The organism is Steroidobacter agaridevorans, assembly GCF_009932555.1.
In the GTDB taxonomy this organism is placed as follows: domain Bacteria; phylum Pseudomonadota; class Gammaproteobacteria; order Steroidobacterales; family Steroidobacteraceae; genus Steroidobacter; species Steroidobacter agaridevorans.
Map to the genome: position 1 here is coordinate 367,169 of NZ_BLJO01000004.1, position 17,715 is coordinate 384,883.

15 protein-coding genes, 1 tRNA gene and 1 pseudogene are annotated in these 17,715 nt (G+C 61.9%); 7 read left to right on the plus strand and 10 right to left on the minus strand.

The window, feature by feature from the left end; all coding sequences use genetic code 11:
* Nucleotides 1-67 precede the first annotated feature (67 nt).
* Nucleotides 68-144 (plus strand) — tRNA-Arg (locus GYH35_RS16220).
* A 256-nt stretch (nt 145-400) separates the two neighbouring features.
* Nucleotides 401-1,252 carry a hypothetical protein gene (locus GYH35_RS16225; RefSeq protein ID WP_161810960.1) on the plus strand — a complete coding sequence of 284 codons (852 nt, stop codon included), beginning with the start codon at nt 401-403 and terminating at the stop codon, nt 1,250-1,252.
* A 1-nt stretch (nt 1,253) separates the two neighbouring features.
* Here GYH35_RS16225 and GYH35_RS16230 read toward each other — a convergent pair whose 3' ends face one another.
* Nucleotides 1,254-2,057, minus strand: coding sequence for an alpha/beta fold hydrolase (locus GYH35_RS16230; RefSeq protein ID WP_161828972.1), 804 nt, complete (start codon nt 2,055-2,057; stop codon nt 1,254-1,256).
* Between the two features lie 100 nt (nt 2,058-2,157).
* On the opposite strand from GYH35_RS16230, the gene GYH35_RS16235 reads away from it, so the two are divergent.
* Nucleotides 2,158-3,138, plus strand: a complete 981-nt coding sequence (locus tag GYH35_RS16235; protein ID WP_161828973.1) for a LysR family transcriptional regulator — start codon at nt 2,158-2,160, stop codon at nt 3,136-3,138.
* A gap of 16 nt (nt 3,139-3,154) precedes the next feature.
* Here the strand turns inward: GYH35_RS16235 and secD are convergent, their stop codons facing one another.
* The 3 genes from secD to nhaR all read right to left on the minus strand — a co-directional run bounded on the left by secD (nt 3,155) and on the right by nhaR (nt 6,895).
* Nucleotides 3,155-5,467 carry a protein translocase subunit SecD gene (gene secD, locus GYH35_RS16240; RefSeq protein ID WP_161828974.1) on the minus strand — a complete coding sequence of 771 codons (2,313 nt, stop codon included), beginning with the start codon at nt 5,465-5,467 and terminating at the stop codon, nt 3,155-3,157.
* 89 nt (nt 5,468-5,556) lie between these two features.
* Complete coding sequence (locus GYH35_RS16245; RefSeq protein ID WP_161828975.1) at nt 5,557-5,892, minus strand: hypothetical protein; 336 nt, start codon at nt 5,890-5,892, stop codon at nt 5,557-5,559.
* A gap of 88 nt (nt 5,893-5,980) precedes the next feature.
* Complete coding sequence (nhaR, locus tag GYH35_RS16250; protein ID WP_202624359.1) at nt 5,981-6,895, minus strand: transcriptional activator NhaR; 915 nt, start codon at nt 6,893-6,895, stop codon at nt 5,981-5,983.
* A gap of 115 nt (nt 6,896-7,010) precedes the next feature.
* Here nhaR and GYH35_RS16255 point away from each other — a divergent pair, with 115 nt between their 5' ends.
* Nucleotides 7,011-7,415 carry a GreA/GreB family elongation factor gene (locus GYH35_RS16255; protein ID WP_161828976.1) on the plus strand — a complete coding sequence of 135 codons (405 nt, stop codon included), beginning with the start codon at nt 7,011-7,013 and terminating at the stop codon, nt 7,413-7,415.
* A gap of 24 nt (nt 7,416-7,439) precedes the next feature.
* A complete protein-coding gene (locus GYH35_RS16260; protein ID WP_161810966.1) occupies nt 7,440-8,321 on the plus strand; it encodes a universal stress protein in 882 nt (293 codons plus the stop codon).
* Between the two features lie 4 nt (nt 8,322-8,325).
* On the opposite strand, the gene GYH35_RS16265 is transcribed toward GYH35_RS16260, so the two are convergent.
* From GYH35_RS16265 to GYH35_RS16290, 6 genes and pseudogenes are all read right to left on the minus strand, one after another.
* A complete protein-coding gene (locus GYH35_RS16265) occupies nt 8,326-8,727 on the minus strand; it encodes a SirB2 family protein (RefSeq protein ID WP_161828977.1) in 402 nt (133 codons plus the stop codon).
* A 7-nt stretch (nt 8,728-8,734) separates the two neighbouring features.
* Nucleotides 8,735-9,970, minus strand: coding sequence for an NnrS family protein (locus tag GYH35_RS16270; RefSeq protein ID WP_161828978.1), 1,236 nt, complete (start codon nt 9,968-9,970; stop codon nt 8,735-8,737).
* A 9-nt stretch (nt 9,971-9,979) separates the two neighbouring features.
* A pseudogene (locus tag GYH35_RS16275) lies at nt 9,980-12,257 on the minus strand (nitric-oxide reductase large subunit).
* A 77-nt stretch (nt 12,258-12,334) separates the two neighbouring features.
* Nucleotides 12,335-13,084 (minus strand): helix-turn-helix domain-containing protein, encoded by a 750-nt coding sequence (locus GYH35_RS16280; RefSeq protein ID WP_161810970.1) that lies wholly within the window; start codon nt 13,082-13,084, stop codon nt 12,335-12,337.
* Between the two features lie 34 nt (nt 13,085-13,118).
* Nucleotides 13,119-14,513 (minus strand): oxygen-independent coproporphyrinogen III oxidase, encoded by a 1,395-nt coding sequence (gene hemN / locus GYH35_RS16285; RefSeq protein WP_161828979.1) that lies wholly within the window; start codon nt 14,511-14,513, stop codon nt 13,119-13,121.
* 63 nt (nt 14,514-14,576) lie between these two features.
* Nucleotides 14,577-14,984, minus strand: a complete 408-nt coding sequence (locus GYH35_RS16290; RefSeq protein WP_161810976.1) for a cupin domain-containing protein — start codon at nt 14,982-14,984, stop codon at nt 14,577-14,579.
* Nucleotides 14,985-15,068: 84 nt separating this feature from the next.
* Between GYH35_RS16290 and pdxR the strand changes: the two genes are divergently transcribed.
* Nucleotides 15,069-16,526 carry a MocR-like pyridoxine biosynthesis transcription factor PdxR gene (gene pdxR / locus GYH35_RS16295; protein WP_161828980.1) on the plus strand — a complete coding sequence of 486 codons (1,458 nt, stop codon included), beginning with the start codon at nt 15,069-15,071 and terminating at the stop codon, nt 16,524-16,526.
* Nucleotides 16,527-16,615: 89 nt separating this feature from the next.
* Nucleotides 16,616-17,704, plus strand: a complete 1,089-nt coding sequence (locus tag GYH35_RS16300; protein ID WP_161828981.1) for a zinc-dependent alcohol dehydrogenase family protein — start codon at nt 16,616-16,618, stop codon at nt 17,702-17,704.
* Nucleotides 17,705-17,715: the final 11 nt, after the last annotated feature.

The window sequence follows — 17,715 nt, forward strand, 5'->3', positions numbered from 1 at the left end:
GCAAATGAGCGGCACACGGCCGCGGCGGATGGATGGGCGGCTCCGAGCCGTCGGCCAAGTCAGTGCTGCGCCCGTAGCTCAGTTGGATAGAGCGCATGGCTACGAACCATGAGGTCGGGAGTTCGAATCTCTCCGGGCGCGCCATCTCCTCCTTTCGCACATCCCAATCTCTTCTCATCGCTGTCGCGAATTTTTTTCGCTGCGCGTGAGAGTTCGTGCGCTCAGGCAACAGATAACCTTTTGGCTCAGTGTCTTTGCACGATTGATTCGCTCAGCTTGCGCGCAATTTGCGCAAATGTTTCCTGTCCCTTGCGAGGTCTCTGCACCGAACGCGTCCCAGGGGGTTGTTGACGCCTTGCAGCGGTCTATTGGAGCAGAGAGAGCAAGGATCACTGCATAAGTGGCCAAGAAACAAACCACCAAACCGGTGAATGGACGTCGAGTTGCCCTCAAACCTGCCATTCAAAGCGCGTGCTGCTTCGTCATCATGCCTTTCGGAGGGTGGGCGGACGGTTATTACGACGCAATCTACCAGCCGGCGATTGAAGCCGCCGGTCTGCGGGCCCATCGCGCCGACGATCTTTACCGGCCAAGCACTATTGTAAATGACATCTGGGCGTACACCCGCAAGGCCAAGCTGCTCATAGCCGACTTGACCGGCAAGAACCCGAATGTGTTCTATGAGCTGGGACTCGCGCACGCCCTTGCCAAGCCGGCAATCCTGGTCGCTGAATCCATCGACGATATTCCCTTCGATCTTCGGGCGCTGCGGGTCATTCTCTACAACAAGAACGCGCCGAGCTGGGGGCCAATCTTGCAGGCGAAGATCGAAGCAGCGATCAGGGAAGTCCTCTCTGCCCCACAGGAAGCGGTTCTTCCTGCTTTTCTCCATATCCGTGAGACGAGTGGGGCGCCAAAAGTCTCGCCGCGAGAGAAGGACATCATTGAGATCAAGCAAGAGCTGGATCTGTTGCGGAGAGAAGTCCGCAGACGGCCATCAGATGAAGCGCCCGAGACTGTTCCTGTGTCTGCTGATGAAGCGCGCGAGTTGATTCGCAAGTACATGCTGACAGGACTGCCGTTCAACGTCATCGAATCTTGGCTAGTGGCGCGGGGAGTGCCGCGCACTTTCGCTGTCAGAGAAATGAGAGAAATCGCGCGTGAGGCCCGCGGAACTGCGCCGAAGCCCAGTCGGGACACAGCCCCGAGCGGCACCGCCTCAAAGGCCGACGGTGCCAAGGCAATCGGCTAGATCAGTTCGTCGAGCGCAAGAAGCCGAGCACGGTCTCCAAATATTCCTTCGGCAACTCGACGTTCGGCAGATGCACGGTCGGGAGCACCTTCAGTTGTGCGCCCGGAATCGTCTCGGCGATCGCGCGGCCGTGACTCGCGGCGGTGACGGGGTCATGCTCGCCGGCGATCACTAACGTCGGGCGGGTGATCAGCGAGATCGTCCGTCGCAGGTCCGTATCGCGGACCACCGCGAAATTGGCGGCCAGGCCATGGCGGCTGGTAGATAGCACCATCGCGCGAATCTCATCGATGACCGGACCGCCCGCTGCGAGCATGTCCGCGGGAAACCAGTTGCGTAGAAACATTTCGGCGCGCTCGGTCATATCCTTCGACTGCAGGACCGAATTGATTGCCTCGTCCCATGGCTGCGCGGGGCCGAGATACGGTGACGTGTTGCTGAGGATCAAGCGGACGATGCGCTCGGGTGCATGAATGCCCAGCCACTGGCCGATGAAGCCGCCCAGCGATAACCCCAGAAAGTGCGCGCGCTCGATATTCAGTGCATCCATCAACTCGACGACGTCTCGGCCGAGCCGATCGATCGAGTAAGCGCCGGCCGGGACGCCCGACGCGCCATGGCCGCGCGTGTCATAGCGAATCACGCGGAAGTGACGGGAGAATTCGGCAATCTGCTGATCCCACATGTGCAGCGTCGTGGCGATGGAGTTCGACAGGATCAGCGTCGGCTGGTCGCCAGAGCCGTCGATACGGTACGCGATGCGGGTGCCGTCGCCGGCGGTGACGAAAGAGAGTGAGTCGGACATCTGCAGCTCCTTACTCGAGTGAGAGTGAGGAGGATGCTAGGGGTGGGGCGCGTTCGTGGATATTACAAAGTTCAGAAGAACTCTGTAAGGTGCCCGGACAATGAGCCAGTTCACTCTCCACGACCTGCAGTGCTTCGACGCAGTTATTCGCGAAGGTGGCTTTCAATCCGCCGCAGCGGTGCTACATCGCTCGCATCCGGCCGTATTCGCGGCAGTCGCCAAGCTCGAGCGTCAGCTCGGCCTGAAGCTGCTCGATCGCGAGGGTTATCGAGTTCGTCCGACGGAGGCGGGGCTGTCGTTGCAGCGTCGGGCGCAGTCGTTGCTGCGGGAGATGGAAACGTTGCGTGTGCACGCCAAGCAGCTCCTGTTGGGCGAAGAAACACAGCTGCGCGTCGTGATCGGCGATCTTTGTCCACGTCCTCAGTCGCTTGGATTATTGAGCGCCTTCTTTACGAAGCGACCGGCGACACGTTTGCACGTCGACTACGAAGCCATCATCGGACCGTGGGAGCGGCTGTTCGACGACGAGGCGGACTTGATCCTGCACCGGATCGACAAATCCGATCCGCGGTTGGAATGGATCGACCTTGGCACGGTGTCGGTCGTGCCCGTAGTCGCACCGAAATTCTTGCCGTTCCCAATAACCTCATCAATCTCACCGGAGATGATGCGCGAATTCACCCAGTGCATTATTCGCGACACGGCGCGTCACTCGCCTGAACGCAGCTATTTCGTCGTCGAAGGCGCGCATCAGTGCTCAGTCGCCGATCATCAGATGAAGAAGGAGCTGATTCTTCACGGCATGGCGTGGGGACATGTGCCGCGATTCTTGATCGAAGAGGAATTACGTGACGGCCGTTTGCTCTCGATCGTCGGTCGTCACTTCCCTGGCGTGACCGAGGAACTGGTTGCCGCGCGCCGCCGCGATCGGCCGCAAGGCCCGGTTGCGAATCAGCTCTGGGAATATCTCGAGGCGCAAGCAGCGAACTTGCGATCCGTATTGACGAGCTCCTCGGCGCGACGGGTGAAAGCGGCTGTCACCCGTCGCCCGAAGAGGAAGCAAAGTCAGCGACACGCGTAACGCGTCACCGCCGTACTCACGGAGTGGCCTCCTGTACCACCATCGGGCGATGTTTGATCCGCTCGCCGAGGAACAGCAGGATCGGTGCGGCAATGAAGACAGACGAGCTGGCCGCCACTACGATGCCGAACACCATCGGCACGGCGAAGCTGGCAACCGTCGCGCCACCCCACAGCGCCATCGGCACCATGGCGAGGAACGCCGTCACCGACGTGAATATCGAGCGGGCCAGCGTTTCGTTGATGCTTCGATCGATGATCTGCCGCAATGGCACGTCGGGATGCAGGCGCAGGTTCTCGCGCATGCGGTCGTACACCACGACCTTGTCATTGACCGAGTAGCCAATCAACGTGAGCACCGCCGCGATCGCGGTCAAATTGAACTCCAGGCCGGTCAGCGCGAAGAAGCCGATGACCTTGGTGGTGTCCAACACCAACGTGGCAATGGCGCCCACGGCGAAGTGCCAGTCGAAGCGGATCCAGATGTAGATGAACATCGCGACGCTGGCGAACAGCACCGCGAGAATGCCTGCATCCGTGAGCTCGCCGCTGACCTTCGGGCCGATGATGTCGACTCGATCGAAGCTTGCGGCGGGCTCGGCTTCGAGGATGGCCGCCTTCGCGCGTTCGGCAACCTCGGTCTGCGCCGCTGCTCCGGCGTCAGGCTGCTGTTGAATGCGGACCAGGATGGTCGTGCCATCGGCGTTGGCCTGCTGGAGACTCACTTCGCCGAGATCCGCTCGCTCCAGTCCGGCGCGAAGATCTGCCAGCTGCATGGTCGCGGGAGCAGAAGCTTCGATGATCGTCCCGCCGGTGAAATCCACGCCATAGTTCAGCCCCGGCTTGATGAACAGCACCACCGATGCAACCGACAGCACCAGCGAGACGCCCAGGCCGATGAAGCGCGCGCGCATGAACTGGAAGTTTGGAGTGGCGTTACGCCAGCGCGCCGGCAGCAGCGAGCCGATGACGAAGTGCTTCGGTCGCCGCCATCGCACCCACACGGACATGATGGCTTTCACGACGGCGACTGCCGTAAACATCGAGATCGCGATGCCCAGCGCCATCGTGACGGCAAACCCTTGCACTGGGCCCGAGCCCAGCCAGAACAACAACGCCGTCGCGATCAGCGCGGTGACGTTGGAGTCGATGATGGTGGCGTATGCGCGCTGGAATCCATTCGTCAGCGCCGCCACGGCGGACTTGCCGTTACGCGTCTCCTCACGAATGCGTTCGTTGATCAGCACGTTCGCATCGACGGCCAGGCCGATGCCGAGCACGATGCCGGCGATGCCCGGCAGCGTCAGTGTGACTCCGAGCAACGTCAACGCTGCGAGCGTCAAGAAGACGTTCACGACCAGCGCCAGGTTGGCGACCACGCCCCAGCCTCGATACAACACCGTCATGAATGCGAGGACCAGCAGCAGGCCCGCGGCGCCGGTGACTGCGCCCATGCGGATCGCGTCGCTGCCGAGATCCGGGCCCACCATGCCTTCCTGGATGATTTGTAACGGCACAGGCAACGCGCCTGCGCGGAGCAGAGCGGACAACGAGGAGGTTTCCGCCGCGGTGAAGTTGCCCGTGATCTGGCCCGAACCGCCGACGATCGGCTCCTGGATCCTGGGAGCGCTGATGACTTTGCCATCGAGCACGATGGCGAACTGTCGACCGACGTTCTCGGTGGTGATCTTCGCGAACTCCTTGGCGCCGACATCGTCGAAGCGGAACGAAACTACCGGCTGAGCGGTCTGGCTGTCGAAGCTGGCGTTGGCTTGCACGAGCCGCTCACCCTGGAGCATCGGCCGCTGTTGCAAGATGTATTCGATATCTTCGTCCGCGGCGGGAACGCGGATGGTTCCGATGCGCGGCGTTCCTCGTCCGGGCACGCTCCACGATTCGACGCGATGAAATGTCAGCTTCGCCGTGCTGCCGAGCAAGGTTCGAATCGAGGCGGGATCTTGCAATCCGGGCAATTGCACCAGGATGCGATCGGTGCCGAGCGCTTGAACGGTCGGCTCCGCGACACCGATGGCATCGATGCGGCGTCGGACGATCTCGATACTCTGCTGAAGCGCCGACTGCCGACGCGCCAATGCAGCGTTGGCGTCCAGACCCTCTTCCTCGATTTCCTTTTGCAGGGCGCGCTCATCGATTTCGAGCACGAGGTGCGCGCCGCCGCGCAAGTCGAGGCCCAGCGCGACTTGTTTGCTCGGCAACCAGTCCGGCCAGGCCGCCAATTGTTGAGACGAAAGCAGACTGGGTAACGCGATAACACTGCCAATGAGGATGATCAGCCCGTAGAGCACGAGTCGCCATTTGGAAAGAACCATGAATTTCTCCCGCTCGATCTGCGCGACGCGCGCGCACGCCGGCCGTCACTGCACGAAGCAATGTCGTTACCGGAACGAAATGACACCGATCAGGTGTTTGCGGGAGGCGCTCGGGGTTGAGCGGGCGAGCGCGTCGGCCGCGTGGTCGGCCGATGAGTAGTCGCGCCGAGCCATTGAGTTGGCTCGAGAGAAAGATCGACCGTGGCTGCCGACGCGAGCGCAGCGGGTGAACTGCCGTCACGCGCCGAGTCGGTGCGCCGTCGATCGTTTGTTTGCAGCGATAGATGCCGATCCGCCGAAACAACGGCGGCGGGCAGCTCGAGACCGTCGAAGATGCCCGACGAGAAAGACCGGGCCTGCGGCGGATTCAGCAGCGCCGCCCACCAGACGACGGCGATGAGCGCAAGCCACGCGGGCCCGCCCATGCTGAAATTCCGCGTCTGAGATGTGAATGGCTTGCGCATCGGTACCGGGCAGGCTAGAGCATGTTTCGTTCCCGGGCAACTCAGCAGGTCAACTTTGCGAGAACAACTGACGGGCGTTGTCCGTCATCGCAGCCACCGCCGGATGTTTGATCTTGCGTTCTGCCGAAATGGCATAGAACTCCGCCTTCACGCCTTTTGCCAGCCCAATGCGCACAAAACCATGTTGTCGGCGAAACGACGCTTCGAGCACCGATGGCACGGGCGCGAAGCCATGACCTTCACGGGCAAACTCACGCAGCATCGCGTAATCCTCGAATTCACCGAGCAGGAGCGGTCGCACGTTCTGCCGATCGAGCCATTGATCGAGCGCGCGCCGGATCGCCGTGTCATCGGTGGGCAAGAGTACCGGAACGCCGTCCAGTGACTTCGGAAAGTCACGGCGCAGCGTCTTCGCCAGCGTCGGTGTCGCCATCCAGTAGACATTGCAGCTGCCGAGCGGGTGGCTGTAGGCGCGAACGTTGAGCGACGGCGTCACCGGAGAATCGGACAGCACCACGTCGACTTCGTGAATGGCGAGATCGGCAACCAGGCGCTCCAAAGTGCCTTCACGACAGATGACGCGAACCGGTTGCTTCAACTGCAGACCGGGCTCGACGATTCGATAGGCAATTTCCTTCGGCAGCACGTCGTCGATGCCGATCAGCAATTTCAGCGGCCGCGTGGACGGGCGCTGCTCGAGGGCTTCCATCAGCTCCTGGCCGAGACCGAAAATCTCGTTCGCGTAGCTGTAGACCAGTCGACCGACTTCGGTCGGCACGAGCGTACGGCCGGATTTCACCAGCAGTTTTTCGCCGAGCCGCTCTTCGAGCGTGCGCAGCTGCGCGCTGATCGTCGGCGCCGCGAGTGCGAGTTCTTCGCACGCGCGCGTGAGACTGCCTGTACGGACGACGGACCAGAAATAAAGCAGGTGTTGGTAGTTGAGCCTTCGGATCACCGCGCTCATGCTGCCTCCAGGTTAGTGAAAAGCTTCGGCCATAACGAACGGACTACAAGAATAATTCTAATTGATCGAACTGAGCAAAGCCTGCACCATGCTCTCCGAACCTTGTAGGAGTGGAATGATGCGTGATCATCCGATCGTGATTTCCGAGCCCGATGCCCGCGTGCTGCGAGGGCTGCTGTCGGCTCGTGCCACTGTGGGCCATGATCAGGAACATCTCGAAGAGCTGAGCCTGGAGCTGGAGCGCGCGCAAGTGCTGAAGCCCGAGCAGGTTGCAGCCGACGTGGTCACGATGCACAAGCCGCTGCGCATTCTCGATCTGAGCAATGGCTCGAGACAGGAGCTGACGCTGGTCGGTCCCGCCGAGGCCAACGTGAGTGCGCGCCGCATTTCCGTGCTTGCACCGCTGGGTACGGCGCTGCTCGGGTATCGAGAAGGCGATGAAGTCGAGTGGCTGATGCCGGGCGGCGTGCGTCGCATACGAATCGAGTCCGTGCAGTCTGCGCACGTGGGGGCTCATTAGCGATCGATTGAGGAGGGCGTGCGGATGCCGAGGCTGTTGTGTGCGACTGATTTGTTGCCAAAGAGCGAAGCGGCGATTGATCGTGCGGGGATGCTCGCCGAGCAGCTGCAAGCACAGCTCTCTCTGTTGCATGTCGTCTCGCCGACGACATCGGAGCTCAATCTCGAGCAGGCGCTGCAAGTGGCCATCACGGGCCTCAAGGCGCGCGCCCGCGCCCCCGAGTGGCGCTTCGGTCCATTGCCCGAAGTCGCGGTTCGAACCGGCGGTCCGGCCCGGTTGATTATCGATTCGATCGACAAGCATCGGGTCGATCTGGTGGTCATCGGCCCGCATCGCAAGCGCGGCCTGCGCGATGTGCTCGAGGGCACGATCGCAGAGAAGATTCTCAACACGCGCCAGTGCCCGCTGCTCATCGTGCGACGGCCCGCCGAAGCCGAATACAAGCAAGTGATGCTGGCGCTCGATGTGTCGGAGGAGTCCGCTGCAGCGGTGCAAGCAGCCGAGGCGCTGATCTTGAATGCCCGGGCGCAGTCCATGGTGATGCACGTCTGCGAGCCACCGTATCAAGGCATGATGCGCTCCGCCGGCGTCGGCACCGAGGAAGTCATCTCATACGTCAATCACTCGAGACGCGAAGCGGCGGCGGAGATTCGCGAGCTGCTCAAACGCACGAGTGCCGACCACACGCGCTATGGAGTGGTGATTGGCGATAGCCATCCCGCAAGAGCCATCCAGCGCGCCGTCGAAATGTACCAGCCCGATTTGCTCGTAATGGGAACGAACGGCGGTCGGGTACGGCGCGCATTGATCGGCAGCGTCGCGAGCCAGGTCATGGATGCGGCCGACTGCGACGTGCTCGTCGTGCCGCGCGACTCGGTGCCCGCTCGGAAGTCGAGGTTGCACTGAGCGATCAGGCCAGCAGCCGGGCGAATATTCCGGCCGGGCTATGCATGCGGGCGACGCTGATGATGAAGGCGTAAGCGATCAACGCGGTTACCCAACACGCGATGCGAACCGTCTTGGTCGAGCCGCGTTTCAATGCGAACGTGCCCAGCACGATATAAACGACGAGCAACAGCACCTTGACGGTGAGCCAGCCGTGCACGAAGGGATACTGATGCAGCATGGTCGCGAGCATCAGCGCGGCGGTCAGCAGCGTCGTGTCGATGGCGTAGGTCAAATAACGCACCGGAGCAGCCATCGCCCACTTCATGCCGACATGAAGTGAAGCGCCGCGCAGGAAGAACAGCAGGCCGCTGGCCATGACCGCTGCGATATGAACCGATTTGATCTGCGGGTAGAACTCGATCATCCCAAAATCATCCCTGTGCACCGTCGACGCGAGGCGTCAGATAGATCCAGCTGGATCGTAACACCCACGGCACGAACGCCACGAGCCAGCCGAGGGCGGCGATTGCTTGAATGGCGAGCGAGTCCGGCACGAGCTCGGCGACGATGCGGGTGAGCGTGACCAGCTGAATGCAGATGAAAGCGAACGCTGCGACGTTGCCGAGCACCAGCGGCCTGCCTGAGTGCCCTTGGGTCACGCGAGTGACCATTGCCACCAGCAAGCTGCCGAAGAAGCCAATGAACAGCGCATGCGCCGGCGCTCGCCCAAGGATGAACTGACTGGTCGCTGCGAACTGCACGCTCTGAACGGCATACAACACGAACGCAATCGGCAACCAGGCAAAGCCGACGAACAGTACTCGAAGCAAAGCCGGCATTTGCGTTCGGCGCGGCCACCAGCGCCACAGCAGCCAGCCTGTCATTGCGGCCATCGGCACATCGACGAGCCACAGCCAGGCGTAACCGTGGCGCAGCTCCAGCCACAAGTGAATCAATGTCAGCGGCCAGAACAGCGCGAGCGTCCACATCGGCCGTGTCGGCTGATAGTTGCGGAGCGCGGAGCCGGCGAAGAAAGGAATCATGCGATGGCAGACGGTGAAGTAGACCGGCAGCAGCACTGCGAACGTTCCCAGCTTGATCGCGGCGAACACCACGCGCGGGTCGGACACAAAGAGGAACACTGAGTAAAGCGTCAGGCCGAGCAAACCAAAGCCGAGTGCAAAGGCGCAGCTCACGGCGTGCCAGGTGCGGCCGCCTTCCTGCGAAACGAGTCGCACCAGCCAGAGGGTTCCGATGAGCCAGCCGCTGGTGGTGAGCACCGCGCCGACTTTCAGTAACAAGTTGGAATCGCCGAATCCTGCCAGCGCGGCGAGCGTGATGAGTTGTCCGCCGAACATGCCGATGCCGACGGGAACGTAGTGCTCTCGTCGCAGCGGCGGTAACGCCATCCAGCGCGGGAACACGGTCAACAGGAATCCAAACATGAAGGCCGGGAGCACCTGGTACTGCATGACGATGGCATGCAGCCATCCTGGCGGCACCATGGGTTGCGCGCTGGTTCCTCCGAGCCAGCGCGCGCTGATCAGCCACCAGGCCCACCAGACCATTGCCAGCAACGTGTTGGTTGCGCCTATGAAGAACATCAAGCGGTGGGGGGCGGCCGCGATGATGCGCAACGTGCTGGCGGGCAGGGTGACTGTGTTCATGGTCCTATCTCAACGTTTTGCGACTTGCGCTCCTTCAGGCACCACCAGCTTCGGCTGCTTGGGCGCGATCCACAGGCGGAGCACGAACCAGGCAAGTGACAGAGCGCCGACGCTGAAGATGGTGTCGCCGGGAACGCGCATCCACACCAGCAGCTGAATGATCGGCTTCTGCATCAACTCGGCGGAGCGTGCGTACCAGTAGCCATGCTCGATCGCCGCGTTGAGCTGAATCACGCCAAATCGGCAGCAAGGTGAATGCAGCCATGCAAGCGAGACCGATGTTGAAGGCCCAGAAACTGGTCTTCAGCACGCGCTCGTCCCACACGACATTCGGTTTCAGGCCGCGCAGGCAGAACAGCATGAGTCCGACGCCGAGCAGGCCATACACGCCGAACAGCGCAGTGTGTCCATGCAGCGGAGTGAGATTCAGACCCTGCATGTAGTACAGCGGCAGCGGCGGATTGATCAGGAAGCCGAACAATCCGGCGCCGACCAGGTTCCAGAACGCCACCGCGGTGAAGAACAGGATCGGCCAGCGATAGCGCTGCATCCACGGGGTCGCGGAGCCGAGCTTGAATGTTTGATAGGCCTCGAAGCCGACGAACGCGAGCGGCACCACTTCCAGCGCGGAGAAGCTGGCGCCAAGCGCGATGACGGCCGTTGGCGTGCCCGTAAAGTACAAGTGATGCAGAGTGCCGAGCACGCCGCCGCTCATGAACACGATCGTCGCGAACAACACCGCCGCAGTCGCCGTGCTCGTGCGCAACAGTCCCAGTCGTGTGAAGAGGAAGGCGATCACTGCGGTCGCGAACACTTCGAAGAAGCCTTCGACCCACAGGTGCACGACCCACCAGCGCCAGTATTCGACCATGGACAGGTGCGTGTGCTCGCCCCACATCAAGCCAGCGCCGTAGAACAGGCCGATGCAAACCGTGGAAAGAAACAACAGCACGATGATGGATTTTGATTCACCACCTTTCCTGATCGCCGGCCACAGCGCGCGGCCCACCAGCGTCAGCCACAGGCCCAGGCCGATGAACAGGAAGATTTGCCAGAAGCGGCCCAGGTCGACGTATTCCCAGCCCTGGTGGCCGAACCAGAAGTTCCTGTCCAGGCCGAGCTTCTGCATCACGGCCAGCCATTGTCCCGTGAACGCGCCGACCACGATGATGATCAGGCAGGTGAACAGGAAGTTGACACCGAAGCGTTGATACTTGGGCTCGTGCCCGGAGATCGCAGGCCCGATATACAAACCCATGCCGAGCCACGCGGTCGCGATCCACAGCACCGCGAGCTGCGTGTGCCAGGTGCGACTGAGCGAATAAGGCAGATAGTTGGCAAGCGCGAAGCCGTACGCTTCCTGGCCTTCCACTTGATAGTGCGCCGTGATCGCGCCCAGCAGGATCTGCGTCAGGAACAGCGCGACCACCAGCCAGAAATACTTGCCCGTGGCCTTCATGGAAGGCGTGACGCGGATCAGCGCCAGCGGATCGGTCGCGGGCAGCTCGGGCGGCGCCTCATCCTTATGGCGAGCGTGATGCCAACCGAGCAGCGCGATGCCGGCGATCAGGAACAACACGCTGAACACGGTCCACATGAACAGGTGACCCGGCGGTTCATTGCCGACCAGCGTGTCATGCGGCCAGTTGTTCGTGTAAGTGATGTCTTTGCCCGGCCGCTCGGTAACAGCTGACCACGCAGACCACCAGAAGAACGCCGTCATGGCGGTGCGATACTCGGCGGACAACACCGTGTTGTCCTTCATCGCATACGCCTTGCGCAGCTCCAATGTTTGCGGATCGTTGCTGAACAGCGATTCGTAATGAGCCGCGACCTGCGCGATTGCGAGCGCGCGGTCCTCCGGGATCGTGACCGTGTCCGTATTCGCGTCGTAAGTGTTCTTGCGAATGCGAGGTTGCAGGCGCGCGGCAAACGCGGCTTGCGTGTCTTCGGGCAATTGTGAGTAACGCTGCGACGTCTCACGTTGCGCATCGATGTCGAGCCACGCGACGGCCTCGCGATGTAACCAGTCAGCGGTCCAATCCGGAGCGACGTAACCGCCATGTCCCCAGATGGAGCCGAGTTGCTGGCCGCCGATGGATTGCCACACCTGTCGACCTTTTTGAATGTCGGCTCGGGTGTAGATCGTCCGGCCATTCTCGGTCACGACCGCCGACGGCACCGGTGGCATCACTCGATGGATTTCGCCGCCCACCCATAGCAGGACGGCAAAGGAAAGCAGCAGCAGGACTCCCAGTCCCACCCACAACCTGCGACTCGCGTTCATGGACCCTCTCCCACTTATTGGTGGAGGGATGATGCGGCCGGGCCGGGGGAGTCGCCCTGATCTAGGTCAGGTGCGGGTCAGGTGCTCCGGAGCACGTCTTCGGCCAGCTTTTCCAGGCGCTTGCGGTCTTTCAGCTCGATCTCGCGCCGTTCGACCTGGATCATGCCGTCGTCCTGGAAGCGCCGGAACACGCGGCTGACCGTCTCCGACGCCAGGCGCAGATAGTTGGCGATATCGGTCCGCGTCATGGTCAGCAAGAACCGGTTGGGCGAAAAGCCGCGCGCGGCATAACGCCGCGACAAGGTGATCAAGAATGCCGCCATCCGCTCATCGGCAGAAAAGTTTCCGGACAGCAGCGCAGCCTTGCCGATGTCCAGGCTCAGCAGCTTGAACAGCTGCTGCTGCAAGCCGGGCATGCGCGTTGCGAGCGCGGCGATGTTTGGAAAGGAGAAGCGACAGAGCATGACCGAGTCGAGCGCGACGGCGTTGCTCGGGTAGCGGGCCTGCGAGATGGCGTTGAGCCCGATGACCTCGCCGGGCAGGAAGAAGCCTTGTACGTGCTCGCGCCCTTCATGGTCCGTCACATATGTTTTGACGGTGCCGGAGCGCACGGCGGCGATCGCCGTGAATGGATCGCCTTCACGAAAAATGTGCTCGCCTTCGTGGAAGGGGCCGATGTGCTCGACCAGCACGTGCAGATCCCGCAGCAGGCTCTTGTCGTAGCCGCTCTCCAGGCAGGCTGCCGAAAATGCGCAGGTGCTGCAGAAATGGAATTCGTCGCCGTCGTCGGCGATGCCGGGGGTAGGGCGGCGGTTTGCGTCGCTCATGGCAGCACGCTCGCTGCCGTCGAGAGACGGCAGGTCAGACTGCGCTGGAGTAAGTCGCTCCGCCCGGGAGCCGATGATTGAGGTATCGATCGAAGCACATCGCGATGATACGCAAGAGCAAACGCCCGCGCGACGTCGCAGAAATGCGCAGTCGTTCCAATGTCACCAGTCCATCCTTCGCCAGCGGCTGCGCGTGCGCCAGGGCGTCGGCGAAGTAACGGTGAAAGTCGATATCGTAGCGCCGTTCCACGGCCGCAATGTCGATCGCGCCCCGGCACATCAACTGCTGGATCACGTCGGCGCGCACCTGATCGTCCAGATCTAAATGACGGCCGCGCCATACGGGCAGATGATCCGACTCGACCGCCTTTTCCCACGAGGGCAGATCTCTGGGATTCTGACTGAAGCTGTCGCCGATGTGACTGATGGCGCTGACGCCCAGGCCGAGCAGGTCGCAGTTGGCGTGCGTGGTATAGCCCATGAAATTGCGCTGTAAGGTTCCGGCATCGTAGGCGCGCGTCAGGTCGTCATCGGGCAGAGCGAAATGATCCATGCCGATATACACATAGCCTGCCGCGGTGAGCTTGCCGATGGCAAGGGACAGGAGTGCGATTCGTTCGCTGGCATTCGGCAGGGCGCTGGCGTCGATGCGCCGCTGCGGCTTGAACAGGTGAGGCATATGCGCGTAGCCATACACCGCGAGCCGATCGGGCCGGGATTCGAGCACGGTGTCGAGTGTGCGGCCGAAGCCATCGAGCGTTTGATGAGGCAAGCCGTAGATCAGATCGACGTTGACAGAACGAAAACCATTGCGGCGACACGCGTCGATGACAGTCCGGGTGAGCTGCGCACTTTGGATGCGATTGACGGCCCGCTGCACGATGGGATCGAAATCCTGCACGCCCAGGCTGGCGCGGTTCAGGCCCATCTGCGCGTAGGCCGCGACATCGGATGTGTCGATGAAGCGGGGATCGATCTCGATCGAGAAATCGCGAATCGGCGCGTTGCTGAGCTGAAACTGCCGGCCCAGGCTGCTCATGATTTCGCCCAGCTCTTCGGCGCGCAGAAAGTTCGGCGTGCCGCCGCCGAAGTGCACTTGGATCACCTCACGGTCATGATCGAACAATGGCCCGGCGAGCGAGATCTCCCGAATCAACCGATCGACGTAGCGCGTGCCGGCGCTGCGATCCCGTGTGATGACGCGATTGCAGCCGCAGTACAGGCACGGACTCGAGCAATAGGGAACGTGCACATATAACGACAGCCGGCGGGGAATCAGCTCTTCGTTGCTGCGACGGATGTACTCCCGAAGCATGTCCTCCTTGAAATGCGGCCCGAACTGCGGCGCCGTCGGATAGGACGTGTAGCGCGGTCCGGGCTGGTCGTAGCGGCGGAGCAGGTCGAGATCGCACGTCAGACGTTGGCTCATGGCGCTACCCTATCCGGGCGCGCGATCTCGGGCCTTGATCTAGATCAGCTGGGTGGGCCGCGTTCAGCCGCCGTCGAGCGGACGCGTCACCGGCTTGCCTTGATCCTTGACCACGAACACGACGAACTTGGCCGGCTCGGTCTTGCTCGCGTTCATGGATTGACGGTGAATGTCCTTGGGGTTCTCGCGGAACGTTTCGCCTTTGCGCACGGTGACCGGCTCCTTGCCATCCACTTGCATCACGACCGCGCCTTCCAGCACGTAGACGAAAACATCGGCGTCATGTCGATGCGGCGCCGACGCGCCACCGGGCAAGTACTCGACGGTGAGGACGGTGACCTCCTTGCCCGGAACGCCCGAGAGAGGCTCGGTCAGGAGCGGTTTGACGACCGCGGGCTTTGGGTCTGCGGCCTGAGAGGTTGCGCCGAGCAGGGTCATCGCCAGCGCGGCGCCGATTGCGAATTTGTTCATGGAAATGGCTTGTTCAGAGTGGCTGACAACGCCCAGAATGCGCCCGAAACCGGCTCCCTCAAAGAGCCAAAAAGGCGAACTTCGATGGATCCAATTCTCGAGCTGCCGATCCGCATCCCGCCCCGCAACTCGGGTGAGCGTTTGCGTGCGCTGCATGGGCAGTTGAAGACGGCCATTCTCGAAGGCCGTCTGCGTCCGGGCCTGCGCTTGCCGGCAACCCGCGTACTCGCCAGCAACTACGGCGTCTCACGGAACACAGCGATTGCGACGTACGACCTGTTGCTGAGCGAAGGTTACATCACGACGCGGCATGGTGCGGGCACCTACGTTGCGGATGTCGTGCCTCGTGTGACTCGCCTCGCCAATCAGCAGAAGTCCGACGTGAAGCGTGCGCGTCAGCTGGGTGAGTTCTGGCAACGGCCGGCGCTGTTCGAAGGTTCGCCGGCGCCCGGCACGGTGCGTTATCAGTTTCGACTTGGCTTGCCCGATGTTTCCAAATTTCCGATGGCGACCTGGCGTCGCCTGTCCGCGAGGTCGCTGCGTAGTTTTGCCCGTCAGTCGGCTGTCGACGAGACATCGGCGGGTCGAATCTCGCTGCGAGAAGCAATCGCCAAGCATGTGTCGTTCGCACGGGCTGTCGCTTGCGATTCGGCCGACATCGTCGTGACGAGCGGCGCGCAACAGGCATTCGATCTGCTCGCGCGAATCCTCCTCACGCCAAAGCGCAATGTCGTCGCCATGGAAGATCCGGGTTACCAGCGAGCCCGCATGGCATTCGTGGCGGCAGGCGCGAAGATCGTTCCGGTGCCGGTCGACGAGGAAGGCTTGATCGTCGAGAAGCTGCCGGCCACGGCCAGCGTAATCTACGTGACACCGTCGCATCAGTTTCCGACGGGCGCAGTCATGTCGCCGCGCCGTCGAGCGGAGCTGCTTGCGTTCGCGAGTGCGAATAACGCCGCGATCATCGAGGATGACTACGACGCCGAGTTTCGTTTCGGCGCACGCCCGCTCGATGCCTTGCAGACGCTGGATCGGGCCGGCTCGGTGTTCTATGTCGGCACGTTTTCCAAGAGTTTGTTTCCGGACCTGCGCTTGGGGTTCGTGGTCGCGCCGTCATGGGCGCGTCCGGCGCTAGTGGCGGCAAAACATTACGCCGATGGACAGTGCTCGCCGCTGCTGCAAGAAACATTGGCGAGTTTCATCGGGGAAGGCCATCTCGCTCGTCATGTGCGTCGTATGCGGCAGATCTATAACGGCCGGCGCGAGGCGCTGCTCGATGGGCTGGAGAAACACTTGCGTGCGAATCTGACTCCCGTGCCATCGGCTGCGGGCTTGCACCTGGCGGCGTTCACTCAATCGCCGGTGGATGCCGACACAATCGTCGAACGCGCCAGTCGTCTGGGCACGGGCGTTTATTCTCTACGCCGATTCCAGATCGGTCGAGCGGGTCGCAACGGATTGGTATTCGGTTATAGCAGTCTGGGCGAGCGGGAGATCGACGAGGGGCTGCTCCGGCTGGCGCGTGCCTTCGGCGCCCGATAATTCGCTGAAGTGGATCCTCGAGGTTGAGCAGAAGTGGCTCTTCTTGAGGGCCAATCGGAGCGTGACAGTGCGCATCTATGATGCCATCAATGTCCGGCCTGCTTCGCGTCGCGGCTATCGCTATCGGCGCTGCGCTTTCTCTCATTGCGCATTCATCCGAGCCACCGGCCACGGGCCGCAAGATCGTCGTCGAGAAGACCGGCGACCGCTATGAATGGAAGTTGGTGCAAGCTCCGTTGCCGACCGTCGGCGATGAGCAGGTGTTGGTGCGCGTGCATGCGATCAGCCTGAATCGCGGCGAGCTTTCGCGTCTGGAACGACAGGCATTCGACGAGGCCGCGAAGACGCCCGTTTCCGATGCTGCGGGCGAAGTCGTTGCTGTCGGTCGCGCCGTAAAAGGTGTTCGCCAGGGCGATCGCGTCACCAGTACGTATTTCAGACATTGGATCGACGGTCCTTTCCAGGAACGATACCTCGACGACGTGCATGGCTGGACCATCGAAGGGGTCGCGGCTGAGTACATTGCGCTCGATGCAAGAGCGGTCGTGCCGATTGCAAAGGATTTCAGCTACGAGGAAGCCTCGACGCTACCAACGGCAGCGCTCACAGCATGGAATGCAGTCATCGGTCGCGCCAATACACAGAAGGGCGACGTGGTGCTGGTTCAAGGAACGGGTGGTGTCTCGACCTTCGCGCTCCAGTTTGCAGTGGCCGCGGGTGCACGTGTCATTGTCACCAGCAGCTCGGATGAAAAGCTGGCGCATGCCTTCAAGCTCGGTGCACGCGATGGGATCAACTATCGCAAGGAACCCGAGTGGGCGAAAAGTGTTCTGCGTGTGACTGAAGGCCGCGGCGCGGATCTCGTGCTCGATGTGGTAGGGAAGAGCACGCTTGCGCAATCGGTGGACAGTCTCGCGGATGGCGGCACTCTTGCCATCATTGGCGGCATCACCGGCTATGACGGTTCGCTGCCTGCCTGGGGAATACTGAAGAAATCGGCGACGGCCGAGGGAATATTCGTGGGATCGCGCGCCGACTATGTTCGAATGAATGAGTTCATTGCGCGGCATCGCCTGCGCCCGCTGGTCGATCGGGTCTATCCCATCGAGCAGTATTCGGAAGCGTTGCAGGCGATGGCGTCAGGCGGCTTCATGGGCAAGATCGTGCTGACGTTCTGACCGGGCCGTCC